Origin of the sequence: Serratia sp. JSRIV006, assembly GCF_019968685.1 — a bacterium.
Classification (GTDB): domain Bacteria; phylum Pseudomonadota; class Gammaproteobacteria; order Enterobacterales; family Enterobacteriaceae; genus Chania; species Chania fonticola_B.
Genome location: NZ_CP074137.1, coordinates 4,748,622 through 4,772,505, shown reverse-complemented (window position 1 = coordinate 4,772,505; position 23,884 = coordinate 4,748,622). Strand labels below are relative to the sequence as shown.

Genomic DNA, 23,884 nt, shown 5'->3' with positions numbered 1-23,884 from the left:
CATCACTGATTATAGAAGGATGAAATAATGAAGTTATATTACTCTCCTGGAGCTTGTTCACTTGCTGTTCATATTATGCTCGAGTGGATGAATAAGCCTTACGAGCTTATTTTGGCTAATAAAAATGATCCTGCCTTTAAAGCTGCTAACCCGATGCTTGCGGTACCTACTTTGGCAGAAACTTCCATCGGGACTTTAAATCAATGCGGAGCTATTTTACGCTACTTGGCAAGCTTTCCAGAGGGCCAGGTTTTTGCCGCCAATCCTAATGATCCTGCAGATATCTATGAGTTCGATCGTTGGGAGTGTTTTTTTACAGGAGATGTGCACCCCAGTTTCTATCCATTTTTTTCACCCCAGCGTTATATCATGGATAGTGATGATGATGCATATGAAAAAGTTATATCAGCCTCAGTGCTTTTAGTCGAACGTACATTTCAGATCCTGAATACACATCTGGAAAATCATGAGTTTATCGTAGGTGGGCACCTGAGTATCATAGATGCTTATGCAACGCCAATGCTTCGATGGGCTAAGCATGGAATGCCAGAAAAATTTAAAACATACTCTAGTATCGAGAGACACTATAATATGATGTGCTCGGACAGAAAGATCATTATGGCAATGCAACAGCAGGGTATTGAAGCATAAGTTAATTACACAACAATTAAGCTATGGTAAACCCCATTCTTTAATTTTAATAAGGGAAGTGACCTTGTTTTTACAGCATATAACACTTCCTTATTTTATATAAATTGAAATATAATCTTTTTTTTCGGAAATGTAATTATCTATCATGCGAGGTTTTATAATACTATTATTCACTAAATACACATTAAGTCATGCGTTGCTATATTCTTTTTCAATTTGGTTGTTATTTCTGATTTTTATTTCAAATGTAAATTTATCAACCTTACTATATTAAGGAGTGGAAGGTGTATACTTTATTGGTTAGTGACGATTATTATTACGCATATGGCTTTAAAAAGAAACGTAACATGAAGAATTTGAAACATGTAAGCTTCCAAAATTACAAACTTAATGAGTCTAATACTAAAGATTTATCTAACTTGATTTTACACGTCACCTCTGTAGAACAATTAACTTATTTAAAGAGCATGCGTTGTGGCATAACTACCGTTTTATATAATGATAAATTTAAGAATGTTATTAATTTAATTCCAGTTCTAGGGAGCTTCATTATTATTAGTGATAGATATTATTCGGGGGTAAATGATCCTGAAGATAAGCATAACGCAATTTTTTATAGTAATAAATTAACGTGGCGAGAGGTTTCAATAATGCAACTTTACTGCAATGGTTTCAGCACGAATGATATTTCTATGGTTACACGGAGAAATGCTAAAACGATCAGTTCTATGAAGTATTCGATATGTAAAAAGCTTGGTATTGATAGAAGTAAAAAATTCAAAGACTTTATCTCAAAACTATCCTGGTAATAGAGTTTTTTGGGAGTAATACTCTGAGATGCATTTGAAAAAATGGAAAACCATGATTTCTATCATGGGCTTGGATTTTTGTTAATTCAATAGGCTCCTAATGATTGGATAAAGACTTTAGAATGAGGTGAAGCAATCTATAATGCCAACACCTCATCCTTCACTGTAGCACAATAAACGCCTTTGTCATATATCAACAGGATTGCGTTTGCAGCACCGATCGTCGTGATGCGTTTTCAGAAAGCCATTTTCTCGATTGTGCTTATATTTCATCCTCGATTGACATTCAATATTATATTGTTAAGGTTAACTGGCTTTATTTCTTAAGAATACCATTACAATTTGATTCCTTTAAATTAAAAATTGCAAATCGTAAAATTCTTTCTAGACTATTAATAATTTCATCACTTACATCTTCATACGACCACTTACAAGTATCATAAATTCCTTCAAAAAGAGCACTGAGATAAAAACTACATAGAACCAAGTCAAGATCTTCTGGTAGTTCTCCCGATGCTACTGCTCTCTTTAAACTTATTTTTATTTTGTTTAAAATAAATCTGTCGATAAACTTTTTCCAGCGTAATATCGGTGCGTTTTCATCTGTATTTTCAGTTTTAAAATATATTATTTCAATGATATTTTTAATGGAACCAGGTTGTGTTATTTTTTTTAGGTAAATCACTGCTGAGGATAATAAGTATTCCAGTACATCTGATTTTATGTCATGTTTTAATGGTTGTTCATCTTTAATTGCTCTTTTTATAACAGATAGACATATTTCAACTTTGTTTGTATAGTGCCCATAAATAGCTCCTCGTGAAAATCCGGAATCTAAGGAAATATGATTTATCGTACTCTCACCTACACCAAACGTAATAAAAACACGTTCTGCAGAGTTTAAAATTGCATCTCTGGTTTTTTGGGATTCTTCTGGGGTTTTTCTGGCCAATATCATTTCCTCGTATAGAGTTTAATATTATGCTGTTAGGTGCAGCTAATCACCAATATGATAATGATTTAGCTGTAGATACTCAAGGCCATCTCTATGTTGTTAACAACATGTTTCATTTTAACAAAAATATGAATATTTGTCAGTAAACGACTCTGGCTACATGAAGCACGGAATTTTGAACTGCTGTAGCAGTTGGCAAGTAGAGCTTTTCTTACCATGTCAAGGGAAAAGGGTCCATCGAGTGTGTAACTTCTTGCGGATGTGTGGTCTGACTATGATTATCTTTTACGCCATATCATGCCTGCTATGGTACGAAGCTTCATCTGGCAGTTTTCGCAAGGCTGCTAAGAGCATCAAGTTGTTGGACTCATTTCGTGATAGTGAGGCATGCATCTCGATTTTATTTTTTAATCAGTCGTGATTGACTAATTATGACTGTTGCTTTAGAGTGGGTGAGCATGAGTTACATACAAGCCTGTTATGGCTGTGGGGATTCACGTTACGCTTTTTAAATGTAAATGCTTTAAAGATTGTAGTATTCATTCTTGGGGGAGTGTTTATACCTAAATATTGTATGGTAAACGCGCCTAAAAAATTATAATGGATTGAGATATATGATGAATATTGAAAGGTTTGATGCTGAAAACTCTGCTCTTCTGCTCATCGATCACCAGATTGGCACTATGGGTTGGGCCAAATCGATGCCTTTTGAAATTCTGAAGCGTAACGCGTTGATGCTGGCTAAAACTGCTCATATATTGAAGCTGCCGGTAGTGCTCACTTCAAGTATGGAGGAACATGCACAAGGCCGATTGCTTAAAGAATTGGAAAGCATTTTGCCTATCGAATTTGAAAACAGGATCAAAAGATTAGGTGTCGTTAACGCTATGGAAGAAGCCAGCTTCGCTGCGGCAGTTAAGGCCACTGGACGTAAGAAGATCATTATTGCTGGGGTTACCAACGATGTTTGTACTGTCTACCCGGCCATTAGCCTAGTTAGAAATGGCTTCGACGTACAGGTAGTTGCTGATGCTGGTGCTTCACCAACAAAATCAGCAGATGATATCGCTCTACGTAGGATGGAGAAAAATGGCGTTACCTTGACAACAACTAATCAGTTAATCGCAGAGCTCGCTGGCAGTTGGAGCACCCAAGAAGGTGGCCAACTCGTCAAGTTGATCATGGAAGCATTAGAAGGGCAAATATACTATCATTACTAAATAGCATTGATGCTCTTATATGGCAGAGTTAATAAGGCTTATAAGAACTAATAACTGTGTACAGGACTAATTTAACAATGAACTTTTATAGTCGGGCACTAAGTGATTAGCACGATATTATTACAATGAATTATAATTTAGTCGTTTTCTACTAAATGATGTTTTGAACCAAAAAATGTTTCATCAGTACTAAGGATTATTTGATGACTAATATAACCACAATAAAGTTGCGACCGCTCGAACGTGAGGACTTGATTTTTGTGCACCAGATGGACAACAACGCAAGTGTGATGCGCTATTGGTTTGAGGAGCCTTACGAGGCGTTTGTTGAGCTTTCAGATTTGTATGATAAGCATATTCATGACCAAACTGAGCGCCGTTTTATTATTGAAAACGACAGCGTAAAAGTGGGGCTTGTTGAACTGGTTGAGATTAATCATATTCATCGCAGAGCAGAATTTCAGATTATCATAGATCCTGTTCATCAAGGTAATGGCTATGCTAAGAATGCAGCTATTTTGGCAATGGACTATGGCTTTTCTGTGCTTAATTTGAATAAATTACATCTGATCGTGGACAGTGAAAACCAGAAAGCTATTCATATTTATACTAAGCTAGGTTTTGAGGTCGAAGGTAAATTAATTGATGAGTATTTCGCCAATGGTAAATATCGCAGTGTATTGAGAATGTGTATTTTTCAAAATAGATATTTTGATGTTTTCAAGTCAAATTGAATGCCTTTTGAGCCTATCCCAAAAGGAATTATCGTATAATGCGTTACGATAATTTCTGAGGGCGAAGTATGGCAGGTAACAAGTGGCAGATTAGCGATGAACTCTGGGAAAAGATGGCTCCACTGCTCCCGGAGGACAAAACCAGCCATCCGCAGGGGACGCATCGCAAGCGCGTCGATAATCGTGCCGCAATGAACGCCATTTTCTTTGTGCTCAGAACAGGTTGTCAGTGAAATGCGCTGAATGCGACAGGGATTTGCTCGTCAAGCTCAGCCCACAGTCGCTTCCAGGAGTGGCGCGATGCCGGAGTTTTCGAGCGGTTCTGGCAGAACGGATTACTTACCTGCGAGAAACTAGATGCCATTGACTGGTCTTGGTTGTCGATGGATGGCTGCATGACAAAATCGCCACTTGCAGGCTCAAAAAAACAGGTCGCAACCCCACAGACAGGGGAAAACAGGGCGTAAAACGGAGTCTGATGACCGATGCGAACGGGTTACCTCTCTCACTGGTTGTCTCAGGGGCAAATACCCACGACATAAAGCTGGTTGAAGATACGCTTGACGCGTTACAGACGGGCAGACCGGGGCACAGGCTCCCTCTGTGCATGGACAAAGGCTATGAAGCCGAATGGCTGGTAAATTGTATGAAAGCGCGTCGTTATGAACCTCACATCCAGTCGAGGAAAGAGGAATCAGAGGCGCTTAAAAACACGGACTTCAAGGCTCATCGCTGGGTAGTTGAAAGAACACATAGCTGGATGAATCGCTTCCGTCGCGTCTTGACACGCTGGGAGAAGAAGGTCGAGAACTACGAAGCGATGCTGCATTTTGCATGTAGCATTATTGTATGGAATAAAATCCTATTGGGATAGGATCTAAGGGTTATGGCGTGAGAATTATTAACTTCGCTTACCTTTTTATTGCATTGTTATGTGCTATGGTTTCTAACCAAGCTTTTGCTAATACTTTTTATAGCTACAATTGTACTAATACTCAATTGACAACCTCTCTACCCGCCAAGCTCGTCTATCAACCGGTATTAAATGTATTATTTGGTCAGGCTTTATCACGTTCGCGGAATTATGTACCGGGACTACAGGGGGGGAACACATATCATCAAGCAACTCTGAATACCTGCTCTTTAAATGGGTTAAGTGGAGTCTCTGTTAGTGTAACGGGCCCTCCAACAGTGACGGCAACAAGTACAGGAAATATCTGTTCACGACAAGCTGACGAAGGCAGTGCAAATAAAATGGTTGTCAATATATTAATTACTCGGGGCGCTGCATGTAACGTTTCAGTCACATTCTCAGTTGCTTTTACTATGACATCCACTAGCGGAAACAGTGGCACTCTTTCGAGTACCTTGGTTAGTGGACAACCCACTGGCTGGGTCTATTACAATACAGACACAAACAAAATAGGTATATCACCCTCTGCTACATATAATGTAACGCCATACACTTGCACATTGACCACATCAAATATTGCTGTTGCACTGCCTAGTACATCACTTTCATCTTAGACTACACCGGGTCTGTCATCAACGCTAACACCTTTTGCGATAACCTTAACAGGTTGTTCTGCGACAACAAGTGGTGCGGTGGCAAACGCAAGCTGGGTGTTTAATACGGTTACAGGATACCCAAACGTGATAGCCAATACGGGAGCCGCAAATAATGTTGGTGTGCAAATTTTAGATTCCACACAAACCCCCATTACTAACGGTGGAAAAAGTGTTATTGCAACGTTGACCTCAGCTTCAGTTTATAATGCTAACTATTATGCGAGTTATTACTCACTGGGTAACCCAACAACTGGAACAGTTGTTGGTAATGCGAAATTTAGCATAACATATAATTAATTTTCGTTTTTATTATTGCTGGTAACTGAGTTTTGATGCGTGCTGGATATAATTTTAGTTTTTGCAATCATATTTTTTTTGAGTCTGAAAAGTAGTTTAAAAATAGCTTTAATACAATATTTTTCACAAGGTAAAAAGATGTTTTTTATGAATATACCTATCAATTTTGTTGTTGGATATTATTTTTTGTACCCGGTTATTGATTGAATAAATAACTCTAGTGCACTTAAGTTAATTAAGGAAATGTCATGAAAAGAAACCTGTTTATAATGAGCCCATCGGCTCTGTTACTTATAGCTGTAACAAGGGTTCTGTCGCATTAACGGGCACAGGCCAGCCAAAGTGGGTGTTGCCGATTATTTAGGCAGCCAACAGATAAAATTGTTCCGCAGGTGACAATACCTCACTTTCCGGATGCTGATATTGTCCTTTGCGTATCATGTGGATCAATTCGATGCCCGCCAAAAGCCCCTGTGCCCGTCGAAACGATTTGAATCCCAGCATCGGTCTTATCCGGCGTTTGATATTGCGGTGATCTTGCTCAACCAGATTGTTTAGGTACTTACTTTGCCTCACTGTAATCGTTTCCTCATCGGGTTTGTCGGCGTTGAGCGTGGCCAAAGCCGCTGTGTTGGCCCCACTTTTATCGATAGCGGCGTTTTTCAAGGTAGTTGTCGCTTAATGTAATAAAATTACGTTATGCCGTCTCTTTTTCCGGGTTAAGGTAAACTTCCGGAATATAGTCCCAGTTGCGTAGCTGCTTACTCCAGCGTTCTGGATGTTGTTGGTGGGCTAGCCGGTAAACAGACTTTCTGGCTGCCAGTATTTTCATATCGAGACCCCGATGGCGTTCATCCGGCGTAACGTATTTGATCCCGCTGTGCTTATGCTCAAGGTTGTACCAGTTTACGAAACGACTTACCCAGGCCCGTGCGTCATCTATTGTGTGAAAGCCGTTCTCTGGCCACCAGGGGCAATATTTGAGTGTGCGGAACAATGATTCTGAATACGGATTATCATTGCTGACCCGGGGGCGAGAGTAAGAACTCAGTACGCCAAGGGCATACATTTTTGCCAGCAACGTAAAGCTGCGCATTGGGCTTCCGTTGTCGGAATGCAGCACCAGGTTACGGGATGAACATTTTTCATTCCACACCGCTCGTTGTAGCAGTTCTGCTGCATGTTCCCCGGTTTCACTGCTGAATACCTCTGCGGCAATAATTTTACGGCTATAAATATCCATGATCATATAGAGATAAAAGTGCAGACCTCTGACCCAGGACGGTAAATGACTGATATCCCAACTCCAGACCTGGTTCGGTGCAACCGCCTTAAGCACATCAGGCCGTTTATACTGGCATTCCCGGGACCTCCTCGTCAGTTGACTGGCTGATTTTAATACGCGATAAAAGGTTGATTCAGAAGCAATATAAACACCTTTATCCGCCAGCATCGGTACGATCACATTTGGAGGCAAAGTGGCAAATTCCGGAGAGTTGCATAACTCCAGAATTTGCAACCTTTCTGTTTCCGATAATTTATTTCGGGGGACACGGTCTGTTACACCGGGCCTTCTGTCTGCACTGATCACTCCACCATCACCATCAATCCAGCGCTGCAGCGTTCGGATCGAAATCCCGATACACTGACAGGCCTGGATCTTACGGGCGCCGTGATCGACAGCTTCACGGACAAGAGAAATAATTTTCTGCCGCTCCGGAAGAGGTGTCAGCCTTCCTCGCTGTTGTCCCAGAGGGCATTGAACTTTTCCCGCAGCATCAGGAGCGCAGCCGCTTCTGCCAGCTCTTTATCTTTGCGGGTCAGCTCCTTCTCAAGTTCACGCAACCGGCTTCTGATATCGCGTAACTCTTTATCTGCGCGGCGATTTTCCGTCAGCTTCATTTCATGAGCTTTGATCGAAATAACCCGCCACTCTTTTACCTGCTCAACAAAAAGCCCCTGACGGCGACAATAATCGGCAAGTTCCATTTCAGACAATGAAGCTGTTTCAAGAACAACCGAAAAGCGACGCTCAGGAGTCCATTCATCACCATCCACAGAGGAAATCCTTTCATTTTTTGGCAATAAGCCTTGTGCCACCAGTTCAAGTCGCCATTTTGCAACAACGGAAGAACTCAGAGCCAGTTTTTGTGCAATGTGTCTGACGGACCAGCTATAAGGAGGCTGGAGCCACATCACTCCCTTTTCTTTCACATCAATCGGTACTGCATGCGCAGGCATAGTCATTCTCCTTCAGAAAGTAAGCGACAACTATGCTGACACAGGGGGGGAATCAGCGTTCACTTTCACCGGAATACGCAGGTGGCGGCTTCCCAGCTCCGACATTACCGCGGCGGCAGCGTGGTCTATCAGTATTACGATCACCGTACGCAGCAATATAAACGCCAAAAAATCAGCCAGGAAGAAATGCTGCAGCGCTATATCAGCCATATTCCGGCACGGCATTTTAAGATGGTGCGGTACTACGGCTTTTTGGCCAACCGCAAACGGGGCCAACTGCTGCCGAAGGTTTACGAAGCGCTGTCGATGACGGTGCGGGATAAGCCCAAACGGCCCGGGTTCGCAGTGCTGATGAAAGGCTTCCTGGGCACAGATCCGTACCAATGCATCCTGTGCGGCGATCGGATGCGATTTGCCGGCGCCGAGGCTGGCAGGCATGCGACAGAATTACTGTCGGCCAGGCTGCAGCGGATGGAGAAAAAACGATGGCTTCAGGCACCGGCCCTGGATAAGTACGCCTAAAAAACAGGTTTGGGATTAAAGATACAGCAAAACAGGCATTTTTACGCATAACCCTTTGTGATACCGCACCATCACGGGAGCTGCGCGCTACGGTTCATGGTCAGGGATCCTCAAAAAACGTGATCCAGATTCCTAACCATCAAGATCAGTCGATTGATATCCCTAACCATGGAGATATTTCTCTTTTAAATATAATTATGCACTCAATGACATTAATGGCCTGCAGTTTTAGAAAAAACCTGCACAACGATGACACCAAGAATTATTAAACCCATTCCTATTAGAGCCGAAAAATCAAGGCGCTGGCCATAAATATAGAATGATGCAATACTGACAAAGACAATACCCAAACCTGCCCACGTCGCATAAGCAATACCAACAGGGATAGTTTGCACTACAATGCTCAACATCCAAAAAGCTATCGAATAGCCAACAATAACCAACATTAATGGTATGGGTTTACTGAGGCCTGACATTGCTTTCATTGACGTTGTTGCAACGACTTCTGCACCTATTGCAATAGCGAGTAACAAATAAGCTTTCATATTAAAATACCATAGTTTATATGTCTATTACACACTTCAATACTCTTAATACTCATACCACTTTAGGATAACCAATATGATATTTTACAATAGAGTCCGAGTGCGTTGTTTTGTGACTTTTAAATTAAAAAATAAATACCTAGCAATAAAAATAATTAATTTTTATTGTCATGTGTTATTCATACCATTTCAAAGAACACCTCCTGAAAATATGTGCATTCTTAGAGCATATCCCAATAGAATTTTGTTCCAGACAATAATGCCGCAGGAAAGATGGGTGACGCCTCCAATTGGTTGAGTCTGATGTATAATGCGGGCTTTTGAGATTCTCTCATGGCCAGCGTTAAGGTTCATTGTCCCCATTGTCAGTTCACTCAGGTTTACCGCCATGGTCAGAACCCTAAAGGCTATGATAGATTTCGCTGTCGTGACTGCCACCGCGCGTTTCAGCTCACTTACATTTATGAAGCCAGTAAGCCGAGCGTTAAAGAGTAGATCACTGACATGGCCTTCAACAGTACCGGCGTTCACGATACCACTAGGACGTTGAAAATTGGCATTAACACCGTCATCCGGACTTTAAAAAACTCGCGCCAAAGCTAATAACACCACGCTGTCTGTTTTTCTGCTCTGGTGGCAAGACCTTACAATTGTCATGGCCACACCATGGAAACCGCCCATTATGATTTGACGACCAAATAGCCTGTGATGCTCGATGACGGCATTGGACTGCCATTGGCCCGCACTTATCTTGAAATGCATTATACATTGATCGGTTTAACATATCAATCAGTCTTGATTGATTTACCCCATGGGTGGTGGCAATTGATTTTGCATTATCGATCGCCGCAAGCTATTTATGGTTAGAAAAAAGTAAGCGGCTCACCTGAGCCGTATTGACGTTTACGGCACATCAGGCGGCGTTCAGCAAATAAAATAAAAGAGCCAACGAAAAACTCGTCAGCTCAGTGAGTTAACAAGTTACTTTCTGGTTTTGCGACGACAGATAATTGATGACATGAACGGCATATCGGCCTGCTGATGAACCTGATCCAAAAAGTGGCTCTATGAAGCCGACTCTCTTTTAAGGTTCGGCAGGCGCGAAACTCATCGTGGCGCGAGCATGAATACTCACTAGACGCCGAATAGATTTACAGCAAGACCGTCATAAATCAAAATCTGTGTTGCAAAAACGGGGGGTGACCATAGATTTTTGGACATCGATGCCTCCATTGGCGTAAAAATCAGCCATGGAGACCGTGTAAGAAAGAGTTAATTCCCGGAGTGACCGGCAGGATGCCAAACCGTGATCGATTCAGACGCCATTTTGCAATCTACCGACTCTACTGTGAGCAAGGGCTGTCGCTACGCCTCAAACGACCACGTCGCAATAAATCTGCCCAGCTGCGGCAGCCGCAGCTTCAGGGCTTATATCCAAACCACTTCTGGGGCATGGATTTTGTTTCTGATGCGTTGTTTGACGGGCGACGACTGCGCCTGTTGACGGTTATCGACCTTTACACCCGCGAATGCCTGGGGATCTGTGTGGGACAGAATCTGCGTTCGACAGAAGTGGCAGAGATGCTGAACAGCATAGCGCTCAGGCGTCCTTTACCGCAGTTGCTGAAAACCGATAATGGTTCTGAATTTGCAGGGAAAATGCTGGACAAGTGGGTGTATGAAAGAGGGATCAGGATCGACTTCTCACGCCCGGGAACACCGACGGACAACGCTACGGTGGAGTCCTTTAATGGCAGATTGCGGCAGGAATGTTTGAACGAGAACTGGTTCATGTCTGTGGAGGATGCACGGTGCAAAATCGAGGGCTGGCGCATACACTATAACCAGAGCCGTCCCCATTCTGCCCTGGGCTGGATGACACCTTCTGAATTTGCCGAGAAATCTGCCGGTTGCCAGAATATGCAGCCAGAATGAAGCCGGTTATTCCTGATTATGAATGGATCACATACGGGGAGCGGGTCAGGTGGATTGCAATAGCAATCCACCCTTTATTTAGTTTAATAAAAAATTACAAGCTGTATACTGAAACGGTAAAGTTTCCACTAAACACATCTGCCACTGGAGTTCCAGTTGCATAAACCGTTAAAAACTGCTCTTGTGATGGCTTGAGTAACGTTGTTGTCGTGTTACCATTACCAATAGCCGCCGTAACTTCATCTGCCATTGAACCGATATTGATAGGTAAAGGAGTATTGGTTACTGCGCCAGTCAAGGTGAAGGTAGAATCCGGGGTGTTCGGACTGATGGTCACCGAGTTGATATTACCTGCACCGGTGGTCAACAACTGGATGTTACCTATAATAGTACCAAAAGCAACATCACCAGAAACCAAACCACTGACTGGTTCAAATGTAGAGGTCAGTGTCGATGGAGAGGCCACAGGAACTTCGATAGTCAACGAGTTGCTCGTGCCAATCTGGTTAGCCATTGAAGCAATAGAAAATGAAAGACCAGCAATAAATAATGCAACTTTTGATTTAAACATTAGCTTTCCTTTGATATTCTGAAATAAAAAATTGATGGTAAATATAAATCTATAGATATATTTAACTTTACCATGGTGAAGTTCTAGCTAGCATTTACCACCTGTCTTACCACTATAATGGGTGAGTGGGTTTTAAAAGCAGTAGAAATAACATTCGTGGACGTACCTTAGAAAAGATTAAGGTGGTCCAGTAGGTGCCCAACCAAAAAGATGCGTATGTTTAATAAATGGCATGCCGTATTTGCAGGTATTTATGTTTGGTTTAATGACTCTGAAAGTTTTTTGTTTTCTGTACACTTCCATTATTCGGCTCATTTTGAACATTTCTCTTTCCTCATGATAAATTATCTGTGCATATTTTTAGTTAAAGGAGGTTGATTTATCATTATCGATAGTACCCAGGACTCTCCAGAGAGTTCCGTAGCATATTCTATCTGTTATCGCTAGGTATTAACGCTTGTACAGGGGCGCTTTGGCCGCCGAAATCATTTATCGATTGCCATGTGACTTTCCCGCCAACTTTTACGCCCTTTGGTACGGAAAATTGCGCAGAGGCAAAAGGAGAGACGTAGCTCACATCAGGCACAGCAAACCCGTCAATAATAATTGACGATAAGTTAATATAGTAGGGTGAGGTATTTTTAAGCTGCAATTTTCCCTGTCGCCATTCCCAATTAAGCCCTTTAGCTAAGTTCCCTTGGTCTTGAGTTCCTAAGGCTTTGGGTCGATACAACAATTTAATACAATTATTGACAGAGATCTGAATATTGGAGCCTACGGCATTATTATTGCCTGTGCCACTATCGTCCTCCGCAACAGGTGGGATTGCTTTGACACATAACCAATATAAATGTTCTCGATCTGCTGCATGTGCCTTTCCTGTATAGACAATCCGCAGAGTATTATCCTGTTTGCCATCAAGTCGGAACAATGGCGGAGTGATGATAAATGGTGCCGACATCTGCTTGTCTTCTGTGACTACCGATGGTTGTATCAGGACTGGAAAATCATGCTCATTCTTTACAGTAATTGTTGTTCCACTACTCTGGGTTTCTTTATATATCACTCGGGAGCTATTTAGGGTGACAGGATAAGTCTGGCTTGCAGCACTTACTCCGTTGGACACGAAAAAAAGTGACAATAAAATAGTAGATAACAAACTGGGCTGTATAAACCGCATGTGAATACCTTCTCTCTGAGTTTAGTTATTCATAATGGATTGTCAACCAACCTCGCTTTGGTAGTAGGCCCCGAACAGAACTTTGTCCAATTCTTTTTAGCCCTAAAAACATTAATTTAATTAATGCGTAAGCTGAGGGGTAAGACTAAATTTTAGTATAAGATATCACTCATTGTTGTAACATTAAACATAAAAAAATGTGTAAAAATAAATAATAATGGCATTGGTTCATGGTTAGGAATTTGGAAAGGCGTTTTAAAAACTTCCTGACCATAAATTGCAGCGTGATACATGCCCGTTTAGCGTGGCATAACAAGATGTTATTGATAAAAATACCGGTTTTGATGTGTTTTAATCTAAAAACCATTTTTCAGGCGCACTTATCGAACACCGTGGTCTGAAGCCAGCGTTTTTTTGCCATCTTCTGCAGCCTGTCAGAGAGTATTTTGGTGGCGTGATCGCCCGCCACGGCGCCGGCAAAACGCAGTCGGCCCTTGCACAGGATGCACTGGTACGGGTCGGTACCCAGAAAGGCTTTCATCAGCACCGCGAACCCTGGCTTCTGTGGTTTCTCGCGCGGCGTCATCTCCAACGCGTCGTAAACCTTTGGCAACAGCGTGCCGCGTTTACGGTTGGCCAGAAAGCCGTAGTAACGCACCATTTTAAAGTGTCGGGACGGGATGTGGCTGACATAACGCCACAGCATCTCCTCCTGGCTCAGTTTCTGGCGTTTGTGCTGCTGCGTGTTGTGGTCGTAGTACTGGTGAACGACCGAGCCGCCACGGTAATGACGGAGCTGCGACGCCGCCACCGGCGGGCGTTTCAGATAGCGGCCCAGGTATTTCACGCTGCGCCAGGCACCGCGGGTCTTTTTGGCGAAGTGAACCTTCCAGTGGCGCTGATATTGCGCCTGCAGGTAGCGCTGCCACTGTTTCTCATCGCGGATATGGCCGAGACCTGGCAGCGCGGCGGGGCTAACGCGGTCATGGCTGGCGCGCAGCAAACGGATGACGGCGCCGCGCCAGATTTCTTCGACCTGCTGTTTTTTGAAGAACAGGTCACGCCAGACCCCGTGGTTGACATCGAGGCCGCCACGGGTAATTGAGACGTGGATATGCGGATGCTGATTGAGCTGGCGTCCGTAGGTGTGTAGCGCACAGAAGATGCCGACTTCGACGCCCAGCTTGCGCGCGTGTCTGAGCATGGCGCGGGTGGCGCAGCGAAAAAGGTCGTTGAGCAGCGGCCAGTTGTTATTGAAGAACGGCCACAGCAAGTGCGGCATGGTGAAGGTGATATGTTGCCAGTCGCAGTCGGGGAGAACATGTTGCTGCTCAGCAATCCACTGCTCGGTGCCTTTGAGGGCGCAACTGCTGCAGGCCTTGGACTTGCAGCTCTTGCAGCTCTTGCAGAAGAAGCGGGCATGGGTACAGTCGGATGAGGCGCAACAGTAACGACGAACGCCCATGAGGCAGGTACCGCAGGCGAGCATGCGCTCGACGGCGAGTTTGGTCCAGTCGCTGAGGGTGTCGCCATGTTTATCCAGGTACTTGCTCCAGCCGTGGTCATGCTGAACAGCAGCTTTGCGGGTCGCGGAATATACATTGTGCAGAGTATAGAGGGCAGACGTGCTCATTTTATGCGGGTATCAGCGCGGGGGGCGATCTGCCGACACTGACGTTGATGTGAGGCTAGGTCTTAAAAACGGTTGAGGCAGCAACGCTGCCGTGCTCGCACCGAAGGTGCGCTACGTTCACCCGCCATCTCCAGACAGCTTTTGTATCTTAAGTTAACGATGCCCGCAGGCGCCGGTATTCCATCGGGCTCTGTCGCATTAAAGCGACAGAGCCTTGCTATTAATTTAGTTGGTAATGCCTCTAATTAGTTGAATCTGATGTATAATGCGGGCTTTTGAGATTCTCTCATGGCCAGCGTTAAGGTTCATTGTCCCCATTGTCAGTTCACTCAGGTTTACCGCCATGGTCAGAACCCTAAAGGCTATGACAGATTTCGCTGTCGTGACTGCCACCGCGCGTTTCAGCTCACTTACATTTATGAAGCCAGTAAGCCGAGCGTTAAAGAGTAGATCACTGACATGGCCTTCAACAGTACCGGCGTTCACGATACCACTAGGACGTTGAAAATTGGCATTAACACCGTCATCCGGACTTTAAAAAACTCGCGCCAAAGCGAATAACGTCTTCGCCTGTTGCCCATGCCGATGTGGCGCTTATCTGCGAACTTGATGAGCAATGGAGCTTCGTTGGCAGTAAAGCCCGGCCGCACTGGCTCTGGTACGCGTACAACACCAAAACAGGCGGTGTACTGGCCTACACTTTCGGTCCTCGAACCGATGAAACCTGCCGGGAGCTACTGGCACTGCTTACACCATTCAACATCGGCATGATCACCAGCGACGACTGGGGCAGCTATGGCCTGGAGGTGCCGAAGGATAAGCATCTGACCGGCAAAATATTCACCCAACGCATTGAGCGTAATAACCTGACGCTCCGCACTCGCATTAAGCGATTGGCCCGTAAAACAATCTGCTTCTCACGCTCAGTTGAGATCCACGAAAAAGTGATCGGAGCGTTTATCGAAAAATACATGTTCTACTAATTGGATGCACTACCGAGTTTTACCCATTGTAGCCGCTGCTGAATTTCCCTGTTCATAGTGAGTCATTATAGTGAAATGATGTCTATGAATCACACATTTTAGATTAAAAACACAGCAAAACCGGAATTTTTACGTATAACCCTTCGCGATGCTGCACCATCAGGGGATACGGCGCGCTACCGTTCATGGTCAGTCGCTCTCAAAAGAAACGATCCTAACTCCTGACCATGAACCTCTTCGTTTACTTAGGCGCCTTCTCAAGCAGTGTAAGGTAGTGATCGATCAGGCCTACGTCATGTATCGGAGTATCATGCCCTGCAATGATCGAGTCGACTTTAAGCTCCCCCTGCTCGATAAGTCCTTTAAGTTTTTCCAAGGTTTTTGGGTACTCAGTTCTGTTGGCAAAACTCATATTACCCAGATTTTCTTTGAGAATGCAGTTCCCATACAAAACGCGCTCTGCTGGGAAGTACACAAAGATACCATCCTTAGTATGTGCTTCGCCTAAATACATGGCGCGGATGCTGCCATTTTGCAAGTTAAAGTCTCCAGGAAAAACAGTATCCGGCAGACTTTTCTCCAGATTTGGGTATTTATTATTACCTTGTCGAGTGAAGTTTACAATACTTCCCCACTGGCTTTTCTGCAGGTCGTAGGTCATCTGTGTGGCCACGATCTTTGCCCCAAGCGTTTTCCAATAAGCATTTCCACCCGCTCGATCAGTATGGTAATTGGTATTAATGACTTCGTTTATGGGGAGGGGGCTGACCTTCCGTATTTCTTTATAAAGAGTTTCAGCAGTCTCAGGAGTCCATGTCGCACCAATGATGGTTATACCATCGGTGCCGATGTAAACCATTGAGTTTTCCTGTACATACTCCTTATCTTCTACAATATAGAGCGGACCTTTGAAATGGGTAAGCGTTAAGTTTTTTTCAGAAGCCATACTTTCGCAAGCAATCAAGAGAAAAGTTACAGCCGTAAATAAATATTTAATATTCAAGATGATTTTCCTTTGTCATTACAGTGCTCCCATCATCAGCAGTGTTAACGATGGGGGATTAGATCTCTGCTTATTCTAGGCCTAGGCCAAACAGAGCAGCAATAAATTGTTAATTAATACTATCAATGAGGAGTCCACAGAGCTCGAAAAACGGTTACAAGAGAGCCCAAAAATCTGAAGTGACAAAACTTTTGAGAACTCCAATGTGAGCTTTAAAGGTGCCCTCATGGCTACATCTGAGAAGATAAAGAACTCTGGAGTTCTAGCCCCCCTAAAAAAGAGTTATCAAAGAAACTTTAGGTTTTAAATTTTCATAAACTGACATGATTTTACCTATACTTTCAAAACTGGATGTATTTCTTAGGAATATAGTTGAACGTATGCATCTTCCTATCCAGAGAAACATCTTGATTATAGTTTTTCGCTTAATAACGTCAATCAATAAAAAATTGACTGAGCCACAATTAAAACTTTCAGGAAGTCACATGGGGTGTTGGTGGGTTCATGGGTGGCGCGACCCCGGTAAGTGTCAATGAAGTTGTCACCCCAGGTTGATTTATGCAGCCTGTTTTTCCCGCTCTGGATTGAGGGTGATACTCCCTTGCCATTCCCAGTTCCGCGTCGACCCTGACCAACGTGTCGGGTTCGTTGCTATTGCTGCTTGATAGACCTTATCTCGTTGGGACAACAACACCTTGTCCTCACCCGTATGCCTCTGTAACGGTCGCGGTAGGACGAAGGTTACCCCTCGCCCCCCGCACAGATCCGGACGTGCGCTGCTAACGCATCCGGCTCTTACCTCGGGTGTTTGGCGTAAAAGCGTTGTAGAGGCCGGCGCGTGTCAAGGTAGTTGTCGCCTCAGTTAATTCATGCGGCCAACGTTTCACGTGCAAAATGGCGTTTGCTCAGCAAGTTCGAAGTAATGCTCCATCGGAGTTTTACCGTTGTGAGCGCTATGAGGACGTTCCCAGTTATAGTAATGCTGCCATTCTGCCAGTTGCTCCTTCTGGTCATCTACGGAAAGATCTACGGCGTAAAACTCAGCTTTGTCTGTCTTTTGGGAACGTTCAACTTTGCCATTAAGATGAGGCGAAGCTGGTTTATTTGGACGAAATTTGATGCCGTATTCTTTCAATTTTTCTTGCACCTTAACGGCAAAAAACTCTCTTCCCCGGTCGGTCTGAAAGCACTGTATCGGGAAAGGCATTTCTTCAATAACACATTCAATAAAATCCAGTGTGTTTGCAGCTGTGCGATGAGAGTAGAGCCTAAGGACTCTGTAGCGAGTGCAATCATCAACGGATGTGTACTGATATAAGCCGGGGCCAATTTTACAGGTATCCATCTGGACCCTGTCACCGGGAACAGGGCGTTCGTAGCGAATAAAATCAGCTTTACGCCGAAATTTAACAACAGGTGTAACCTGATTCTGGCAAAGAACTTTGTGAATCGTTGCCATTGCCAGTGAGATTGAATGAAGTCGTTTTAACTCGCTCTGAATCCGCCTTGCCCCCAGATTTCGCAGAGAACGTAACTCCAGGATCAGAGCAACTTCGCTTGCGCCAGTTTTCGTTGATGGTGAGCGCTTAGGGCGACAGCTATGGCTTTCCAGACCTGCGATGCCCTGAGCAAGATATCTGCGCCACCATTTACGCAATGTGGGCCGAGAAATGCCACAGCGACGGCATACGAACCCCGCATCACCGGACGTTTCATAGAGTTTTACCCACTGCAGTCGCTGTTGAATTTCCCTGTTCATAGTGAGGCATTATAGTGAAACTATGTCTATGAATCACACATGTTACTTATGGGAAGGCATGGCCCACTTGTTTGCATCTTCCCTAGCTGTGTCTCAATCCAGGCCGAGTTAGAGTCTGATAGTACTCCTCACGCAGACGAAATCATGACCAATCACTGCCCAAGCTTAGCAAAATCAAACGGACTCACTCCCTTCTCTCTGTTAGCATCCAGATAATCTGCCCACCATTGCAACATCAGTTTGCGTTCATCCAGATGTTCAGCTTTGTGGATGTAGGCTGCACGAACGCCGTTACGTTCCTGGTGACTCATTTGGCGCTCTACTGCATCCCTCGACCATAAGCCAGACTCAATCAGTGAACTACACGCCATGGTTCTGAAGCCGTGACCGCAAACATCCACTTTCGTATCGTACCCCATAAGTCGTAGTGCATTATTCACGGTATTTTCACTCATGGGCTTCCAGGGATTGTGATCGCCAGTAAAGATCAACTCGTATCCCCTGCTGATATCGTGTATCTGACGCAGAAGCTCCAGCGCCTGTTTTGACAATGGCACAAGGTGCTCGGTACCCATTTTTGAGCCACGGTGCGAAAATTTGACACCTGCAATCGGTTTGCGCTCTGGTGGGATTGTCCACATAGATTTTTCAAAGTCGATCTCTGACCAGCGAGCAAAACGCAATTCGCTGGAGCGTATAAAGATCAGAAGAGTGAGCGTTGTTGCCAGCCGTGTCAGAGGCTGTCCTTTGTACGCATCCAGACGAGCCAATAACTCAGGTGTACGGTTAAGTGCCAGGGCAGGGCGGTGCTGACGTTTAACCGTGGTCAGTGCGCCAGCCATATCTACTGCAGGGTTGTAATCAATTATCCCGGATTGTGCTGCATATCGCATAACGGCAGAAATACGTTGTTGCAATCGGGCGGCGATTTCGTAGATCTCTTTCGCTTCAGCGGCTTTGACCGGGATCAGCAGGTCTGGCGTTTTAAGCGTGGTAATATCCCGTGATCCAATATAGGGGAACACATGGGACTCGAAACTCTTCAGAATTTTAGCGCTGTGCGACTCAGACCATTTTTTGTTGCTCTTGTGCCATTGTAGCGTCACCGCTTCGAAGGTTGATGCAGTATCAGGTACTGATTTCTTAACCCGCTTTTGTTCGCAGGGATCAATGCCATCCGCTATCAATTTTTTGGCCACATCACGTCTATCTCGTGCCTCAGATAATGACACGTTAGGGTAGACGCCAAGTGCCAGCGTTTTTTCTTTAGCCAGAAATCGATAACGTAGCCGCCAGTATCTGGAGCCGTTGGGGTGAACGAGCAAAAACATATTACCGCTGTCAGCAAGCTTATAGGGCTTATCTTGCGGTTTAGCTGCGCGGATTTTTGCGTCAGTGAGTGCCATAGACAGGTCTCCTGATGGAGGGGGAAGGGTATAAACATTATCGAATCAGACTATACCCTCGATTGTACCCGCACAAGGGACTTGATACCGGGTAAGTTAGGTGGAGTCTGGTTGAATGAAAGTATGAAGGAAGTACTGATTCTGGCGGGGTATATAAACAAAAACGGACCTCCGTGGAGGTCCGTTGATATGAATTTGGTGCCCGGACTCGGAATCGAACCAAGGACACGGGGATTTTCAATCCCCTGCTCTACCGACTGAGCTATCCGGGCAACGGGGCGCATTAAACCGTATTTGGCCCTGTGTCGTCAATGGGTTTCTGTCACAAAGCCGAGCGATTGCTCTAATTTCAAGCAAGGGCAGGGTTACCTTCCTGCGCCAGCATTCTTCCTTCTCCCCCCAAGCGCCGAAGCCAGCGATCAAAAAACTCCCCCCAGCAATGTTCATCTCTGTCTATTCCATAACCGATTCAATGTTAGTGATAAGTACAACATGTTACATATATGTATTTTAAGGCTATTGTGATTTTCAAATGTGATCTGTGTAACTTTAATAACATATTGTCTGTGTTATGTTTCGATAATAACATCATCAGTTCCCGGCATGTGCCAGGGTACAAGGCTGGTCAACAGAACGTAAAGGTTCGCAGATAATTTTGGGGAAAAGATGAAATATATCATAGGGATAGTGTGTGTCGTTACTATCTGTATTTTGGCACTTTTAGTGAGCAACGATCGCAAAAACATCCGCTATCGTCCGATTTTCGTCATGCTGGCCTGCCAGTTTTTGATGACCGCACTGCTGCTGAAGACCGACGTAGGTAATAAAGTGATTGGCGTGATTGCCGAGGTATTTGGCAATTTACTCTCCTACGCCAACGAAGGGGTGAACTTCGTCTTTGGTGGTTTGGTGAACCATGGCGAGATCTCTTTCTTTCTGTCCGTTTTGCTGCCTATCGTGTTTATCTCCGCGCTGATCGGCATCCTGCAACACTGGCGCATTCTGGGCTTTATCATCAAGTACATCGGCCTGGCGCTGAGCAAGGTCAACGGCATGGGACGCTTGGAGTCCTATAACGCGGTGGCTTCGGCGATCCTCGGCCAGTCTGAAGTGTTCATCTCGGTAAAAAAACAGCTCGGCCTGCTGCCGGAGCACCGCCTGTATACGCTGTGTACCTCGGCCATGTCGACGGTATCAATGGCGATTGTGGGCGCTTACATGGTGATGCTTGATCCGCGCTACGTGGTGACTGCCTTGGTGCTGAACCTGTTTGGTGGCTTTATCATGGCGTCGCTGATCAACCCTTATCAGGTCAAGCCTGAGGAAGACATTCTGGATGTCATTGAAGGGGAGAAGCAGAGTTTCTTCGAAGTCTTGAGTGAATACATCCTCGATGGTTTCAAGGTGGCGATTATCGTTGGCGCGATGCTGATCGGCTTTATTGCGCTGATCACCATGGCTAACGCGTTATTCACCGCTGCATTTGGCATTTCCTTCCAAGGCGTATTGGGTTACGTGTTCTCTCCACTGGCTTTCCTGGTGGGCGTACCGTGGCACGAAGCGGTGCAGGCCGGTGGCCTGATGGCAACCAAGATCGTCAGCAACGAATTTGTTGCCATGCTCAACCTGTCGCAGGGTGACTATAACTTCTCTGAACGTACCATGGCGATTATCTCGGTGTTCCTGGTGTCGTTCGCCAACTTCTCCTCTATCGGCATTATCGTCGGTGCCATCAAGGCGTTGGATTCCAAGCAAGGTAACGCCGCAGCCCGCTTTGGCCTGAAGCTGCTTTACGGCTCCACGCTGGTCAGCTTCCTGAACGCCGCCGTCGTAGGTTTCTTCTTTTAATTAGCTCAAGGCCACATCGAGAGGTTGTGGTCTGCTACCGCTATAACAATAAGGAATATGTGATGAAAATGACTTCTCCCCTCAAGCTATCGTTATTGGCCCTGTTGGTTGCAGGCGCTGCGCATGCCGCAACGGTGGATCTCCGTATCATGGAAACCACCGACGTTCACGGCAACATGATGGATTATGACTATTACAAAGATAAAGCCACCGCTCAGTACGGCTTGGTGAGAGCGGCCACGTTGATTGATGCTGCCCGTGCGGAAGCGACCAACAGCGTGCTGGTCGATAACGGCGATATCATCCAGGGCAGCCCGATGGCGGACTATGCTGCAGCCAACCTGAAAAAGGGCGATGTACATCCGGTTTATCAGGCGATGAACACTCTGGATTATGCGGTCGGCAGCTTGGGCAACCACGAGTTCAACTACGGGCTGGATTACCTGAAAATGGCGATTAGCGGGGCCAAATTCCCGTACATCAACGCCAACGTCTATGACGCCAAGACCAACAAGCCTTATTTCAAACAGTACCTGATCGTAGAAACGCCGGTAAAAGATACCGAGGGTAAAGAGCATAAGCTGCGCATCGGTTATATCGGCTTTGTACCACCACAGGTAGTGCTGTGGGACAAGGACAAGCTGTCGGGTAAGGTGATTGCCAAAGATATTACCGAAACCGCCAAGGAGCTGGTGCCACAGATGCGTAAGGAAGGGGCGGATATCGTGATTGCTATCGCCCACTCTGGCATCTCTGCCGATCCTTACAAGGCGCTGGCAGAAAATTCGGTCTACTACCTCACGCAGGTTCCAGGCATCGATGCCATTACCTTTGGCCACTCTCACGGTATTTTCCCAAGCAAGGATTTCGCCGCTATTCCTGGGGTAGATCTTGAAAAGGGGACGGTCAACGGCGTACCTGCCGTGATGCCGGGCCACTGGGCGGATAACCTGGGGGTGATCGATCTGGTGCTGGAAGGGGAAACCAATAAGTGGAAGGTGGTCTCCAGCCGTGCAGAGGCTCGCCCAATCTTTGATAAGAAGAATGACAAATCGCTGGTGGATGCCAAGGCCTCGTTGGTGAAAACGCTTGAGCAGGCACATAACGACACCCGTGAGTTCGTTAACAAGCCGATTGGCACCATTGCCGAAGATACCAATACCTATCTGTCGTTAGTGCAGGACTCCTCGGCCATCCAGATCATCCGTGCGGCGCAGAAAGCCTACGTTGAGCACTTTATTCAGGGCGATCCAGATCTGGCTGATATCCCGGTACTGTCTGCTGCGGCACCGTTCAAGGCGGGTGGCAGGAAGAACGACCCGGCGGCCTTCGTTGATATGCGTAAAGGGCCTCTGAGTTTCCGTAACGCGGCCGATCTTTACCAGTATTCCAACACGCTGGCGGCAGTGAAAGTGAAAGGCAGCGATCTGAAAGAGTGGCTGGAGTGCTCTGCGGGCATGTACAACCAGATCGACGTGAAAAGCGATAAGCCACAGTCACTGCTTAACTGGAACGGCTTCCGGGCCTACAACTTCGATATGTTTGACGATCTGAGCTATCAGATCGACGTGACCCAGCCTGCGCGTTATGACGTGGATTGCAACGTGATCAATCCTCAGGCCCAGCGTATCAAGTCGCTGACCTATAAAGGTAAGCCGGTGGTGGCAGATGCGCCATTCCTGGTTGCCGTGAACAATTACCGGGCATTTACCGGCAAGTTCGCCGGTACGGGTGAAAAAAATATCGTTATCTCCTCGCCAGATGAAGTGCGCACTATCGTGGCTAATTACATCTCCGAGCAGACCAAACAGCATGGCGCATATAAGCCAGAGGTAAAAAACAACTGGCGGATCGCGCAAATTACTGCGGATAAGCCGTTGGATATCCGCATCGAGACTTCACCAAGCCAGAATGCGGCTGATTACATTAAACAGTCCGCACAGCATCCAATGACGCTGGTAGGAAAAGACGATATCGGCTTTGCCGTTTACAAGATCGATTTACAGAAATAAAGATCCGGGGA

Annotated in this window: 15 protein-coding genes, 1 tRNA gene and 7 pseudogenes; 12 read left to right on the top strand and 11 right to left on the bottom strand. The window is 45.4% G+C overall.

The window, feature by feature from the left end:
• Window positions 1–27: 27 nt before the first annotated feature.
• Together KGP16_RS22075 and KGP16_RS22070 are read left to right on the top strand one after the other, a co-directional pair.
• On the top strand, window positions 28–651 hold the full coding sequence (locus KGP16_RS22075; RefSeq protein WP_024530854.1) for a glutathione S-transferase family protein: 624 nt from the start codon (window positions 28–30) through the stop codon (window positions 649–651).
• Window positions 652–935: 284 nt separating this feature from the next.
• On the top strand, window positions 936–1,460 hold the full coding sequence (locus KGP16_RS22070; protein WP_024530855.1) for a LuxR C-terminal-related transcriptional regulator: 525 nt from the start codon (window positions 936–938) through the stop codon (window positions 1,458–1,460).
• A gap of 316 nt (window positions 1,461–1,776) precedes the next feature.
• On the opposite strand, the gene KGP16_RS22065 is transcribed toward KGP16_RS22070, so the two are convergent.
• On the bottom strand, window positions 1,777–2,412 hold the full coding sequence (locus tag KGP16_RS22065; protein ID WP_024530856.1) for a TetR family transcriptional regulator: 636 nt from the start codon (window positions 2,410–2,412) through the stop codon (window positions 1,777–1,779).
• Window positions 2,413–3,029: 617 nt separating this feature from the next.
• On the opposite strand from KGP16_RS22065, the gene KGP16_RS22060 reads away from it, so the two are divergent.
• From KGP16_RS22060 to KGP16_RS22045, 4 genes and pseudogenes are all read left to right on the top strand, one after another.
• Complete coding sequence (locus KGP16_RS22060; protein ID WP_223498360.1) at window positions 3,030–3,635, top strand: isochorismatase family protein; 606 nt, start codon at window positions 3,030–3,032, stop codon at window positions 3,633–3,635.
• A gap of 203 nt (window positions 3,636–3,838) precedes the next feature.
• Window positions 3,839–4,369, top strand: coding sequence for a spermidine N1-acetyltransferase (gene speG / locus KGP16_RS22055; RefSeq protein WP_029711902.1), 531 nt, complete (start codon window positions 3,839–3,841; stop codon window positions 4,367–4,369).
• Window positions 4,370–4,437: 68 nt separating this feature from the next.
• Window positions 4,438–5,243, top strand: a pseudogene (locus KGP16_RS22050) (IS5 family transposase).
• Window positions 5,244–5,974: 731 nt separating this feature from the next.
• Window positions 5,975–6,235, top strand: a complete 261-nt coding sequence (locus tag KGP16_RS22045; RefSeq protein ID WP_071784475.1) for a fimbrial protein — start codon at window positions 5,975–5,977, stop codon at window positions 6,233–6,235.
• A gap of 360 nt (window positions 6,236–6,595) precedes the next feature.
• Here the strand turns inward: KGP16_RS22045 and KGP16_RS22040 are convergent.
• Together KGP16_RS22040 and KGP16_RS22035 are read right to left on the bottom strand one after the other, a co-directional pair.
• Window positions 6,596–6,886, bottom strand: a pseudogene (locus KGP16_RS22040) (DDE-type integrase/transposase/recombinase); the annotation flags it as partial.
• Between the two features lie 46 nt (window positions 6,887–6,932).
• A protein-coding gene (locus tag KGP16_RS22035; RefSeq protein ID WP_371822720.1) for an IS3 family transposase occupies window positions 6,933–8,431 on the bottom strand; the annotation gives its coding sequence in 2 pieces (ribosomal slippage) (window positions 6,933–7,999 and window positions 7,999–8,431; 1,500 coding nt in all).
• A 126-nt stretch (window positions 8,432–8,557) separates the two neighbouring features.
• On the opposite strand from KGP16_RS22035, the gene KGP16_RS22030 reads away from it, so the two are divergent.
• Window positions 8,558–8,998: an IS91 family transposase gene (locus KGP16_RS22030; RefSeq protein WP_024530862.1), complete on the top strand. Its 441-nt coding sequence runs from the start codon at window positions 8,558–8,560 to the stop codon at window positions 8,996–8,998.
• A gap of 212 nt (window positions 8,999–9,210) precedes the next feature.
• On the opposite strand, the gene KGP16_RS22025 is transcribed toward KGP16_RS22030, so the two are convergent.
• Complete coding sequence (locus tag KGP16_RS22025) at window positions 9,211–9,543, bottom strand: multidrug efflux SMR transporter (protein ID WP_024530863.1); 333 nt, start codon at window positions 9,541–9,543, stop codon at window positions 9,211–9,213.
• A gap of 333 nt (window positions 9,544–9,876) precedes the next feature.
• Here KGP16_RS22025 and KGP16_RS22020 point away from each other — a divergent pair.
• Together KGP16_RS22020 and KGP16_RS22015 are read left to right on the top strand one after the other, a co-directional pair.
• Window positions 9,877–10,151, top strand: a pseudogene (locus KGP16_RS22020) (IS1-like element transposase); the annotation flags it as partial.
• A gap of 688 nt (window positions 10,152–10,839) precedes the next feature.
• Window positions 10,840–11,478 (top strand): annotated as a pseudogene (locus tag KGP16_RS22015) (IS3 family transposase); the annotation flags it as partial.
• A 94-nt stretch (window positions 11,479–11,572) separates the two neighbouring features.
• On the opposite strand, the gene KGP16_RS22010 reads toward KGP16_RS22015, so the two are convergent.
• The 3 genes and pseudogenes from KGP16_RS22010 to KGP16_RS22000 form a co-directional block, all read right to left on the bottom strand.
• Entirely contained in the window at window positions 11,573–12,049 is a 477-nt protein-coding gene (locus KGP16_RS22010; RefSeq protein ID WP_024531409.1) for a hypothetical protein, read from the bottom strand.
• A gap of 430 nt (window positions 12,050–12,479) precedes the next feature.
• Window positions 12,480–13,229: a molecular chaperone gene (locus KGP16_RS22005; protein WP_024531408.1), complete on the bottom strand. Its 750-nt coding sequence runs from the start codon at window positions 13,227–13,229 to the stop codon at window positions 12,480–12,482.
• A gap of 370 nt (window positions 13,230–13,599) precedes the next feature.
• Window positions 13,600–14,831: pseudogene (locus KGP16_RS22000) on the bottom strand (IS91 family transposase).
• 319 nt (window positions 14,832–15,150) lie between these two features.
• Here KGP16_RS22000 and KGP16_RS21995 point away from each other — a divergent pair.
• A pseudogene (locus KGP16_RS21995) lies at window positions 15,151–15,845 on the top strand (IS1 family transposase).
• A gap of 241 nt (window positions 15,846–16,086) precedes the next feature.
• Here KGP16_RS21995 and KGP16_RS21990 read toward each other — a convergent pair.
• The 4 genes and pseudogenes from KGP16_RS21990 to KGP16_RS21970 form a co-directional block, all read right to left on the bottom strand.
• The gene (locus KGP16_RS21990; RefSeq protein WP_071766619.1) at window positions 16,087–16,848 is read right to left on the bottom strand and encodes a subclass B2 metallo-beta-lactamase SFH-1; all 762 of its coding nucleotides are present in this window, start codon (window positions 16,846–16,848) and stop codon (window positions 16,087–16,089) included.
• Between the two features lie 892 nt (window positions 16,849–17,740).
• Window positions 17,741–18,607, bottom strand: a pseudogene (locus KGP16_RS21980) (IS481 family transposase); the annotation flags it as partial.
• Window positions 18,608–18,759: 152 nt separating this feature from the next.
• Entirely contained in the window at window positions 18,760–20,013 is a 1,254-nt protein-coding gene (locus KGP16_RS21975; protein ID WP_024531366.1) for an integrase arm-type DNA-binding domain-containing protein, read from the bottom strand.
• Between the two features lie 196 nt (window positions 20,014–20,209).
• Window positions 20,210–20,285, bottom strand: a tRNA-Phe gene (locus tag KGP16_RS21970).
• 394 nt (window positions 20,286–20,679) lie between these two features.
• Here KGP16_RS21970 and KGP16_RS21965 point away from each other — a divergent pair.
• On the top strand, window positions 20,680–21,861 hold the full coding sequence (locus KGP16_RS21965) for a NupC/NupG family nucleoside CNT transporter (RefSeq protein WP_223500344.1): 1,182 nt from the start codon (window positions 20,680–20,682) through the stop codon (window positions 21,859–21,861).
• 68 nt (window positions 21,862–21,929) lie between these two features.
• On the top strand, window positions 21,930–23,873 hold the full coding sequence (locus KGP16_RS21960; RefSeq protein ID WP_371822719.1) for a bifunctional 2',3'-cyclic-nucleotide 2'-phosphodiesterase/3'-nucleotidase: 1,944 nt from the start codon (window positions 21,930–21,932) through the stop codon (window positions 23,871–23,873).
• The last annotated feature ends 11 nt before the right edge of the window (window positions 23,874–23,884 follow it).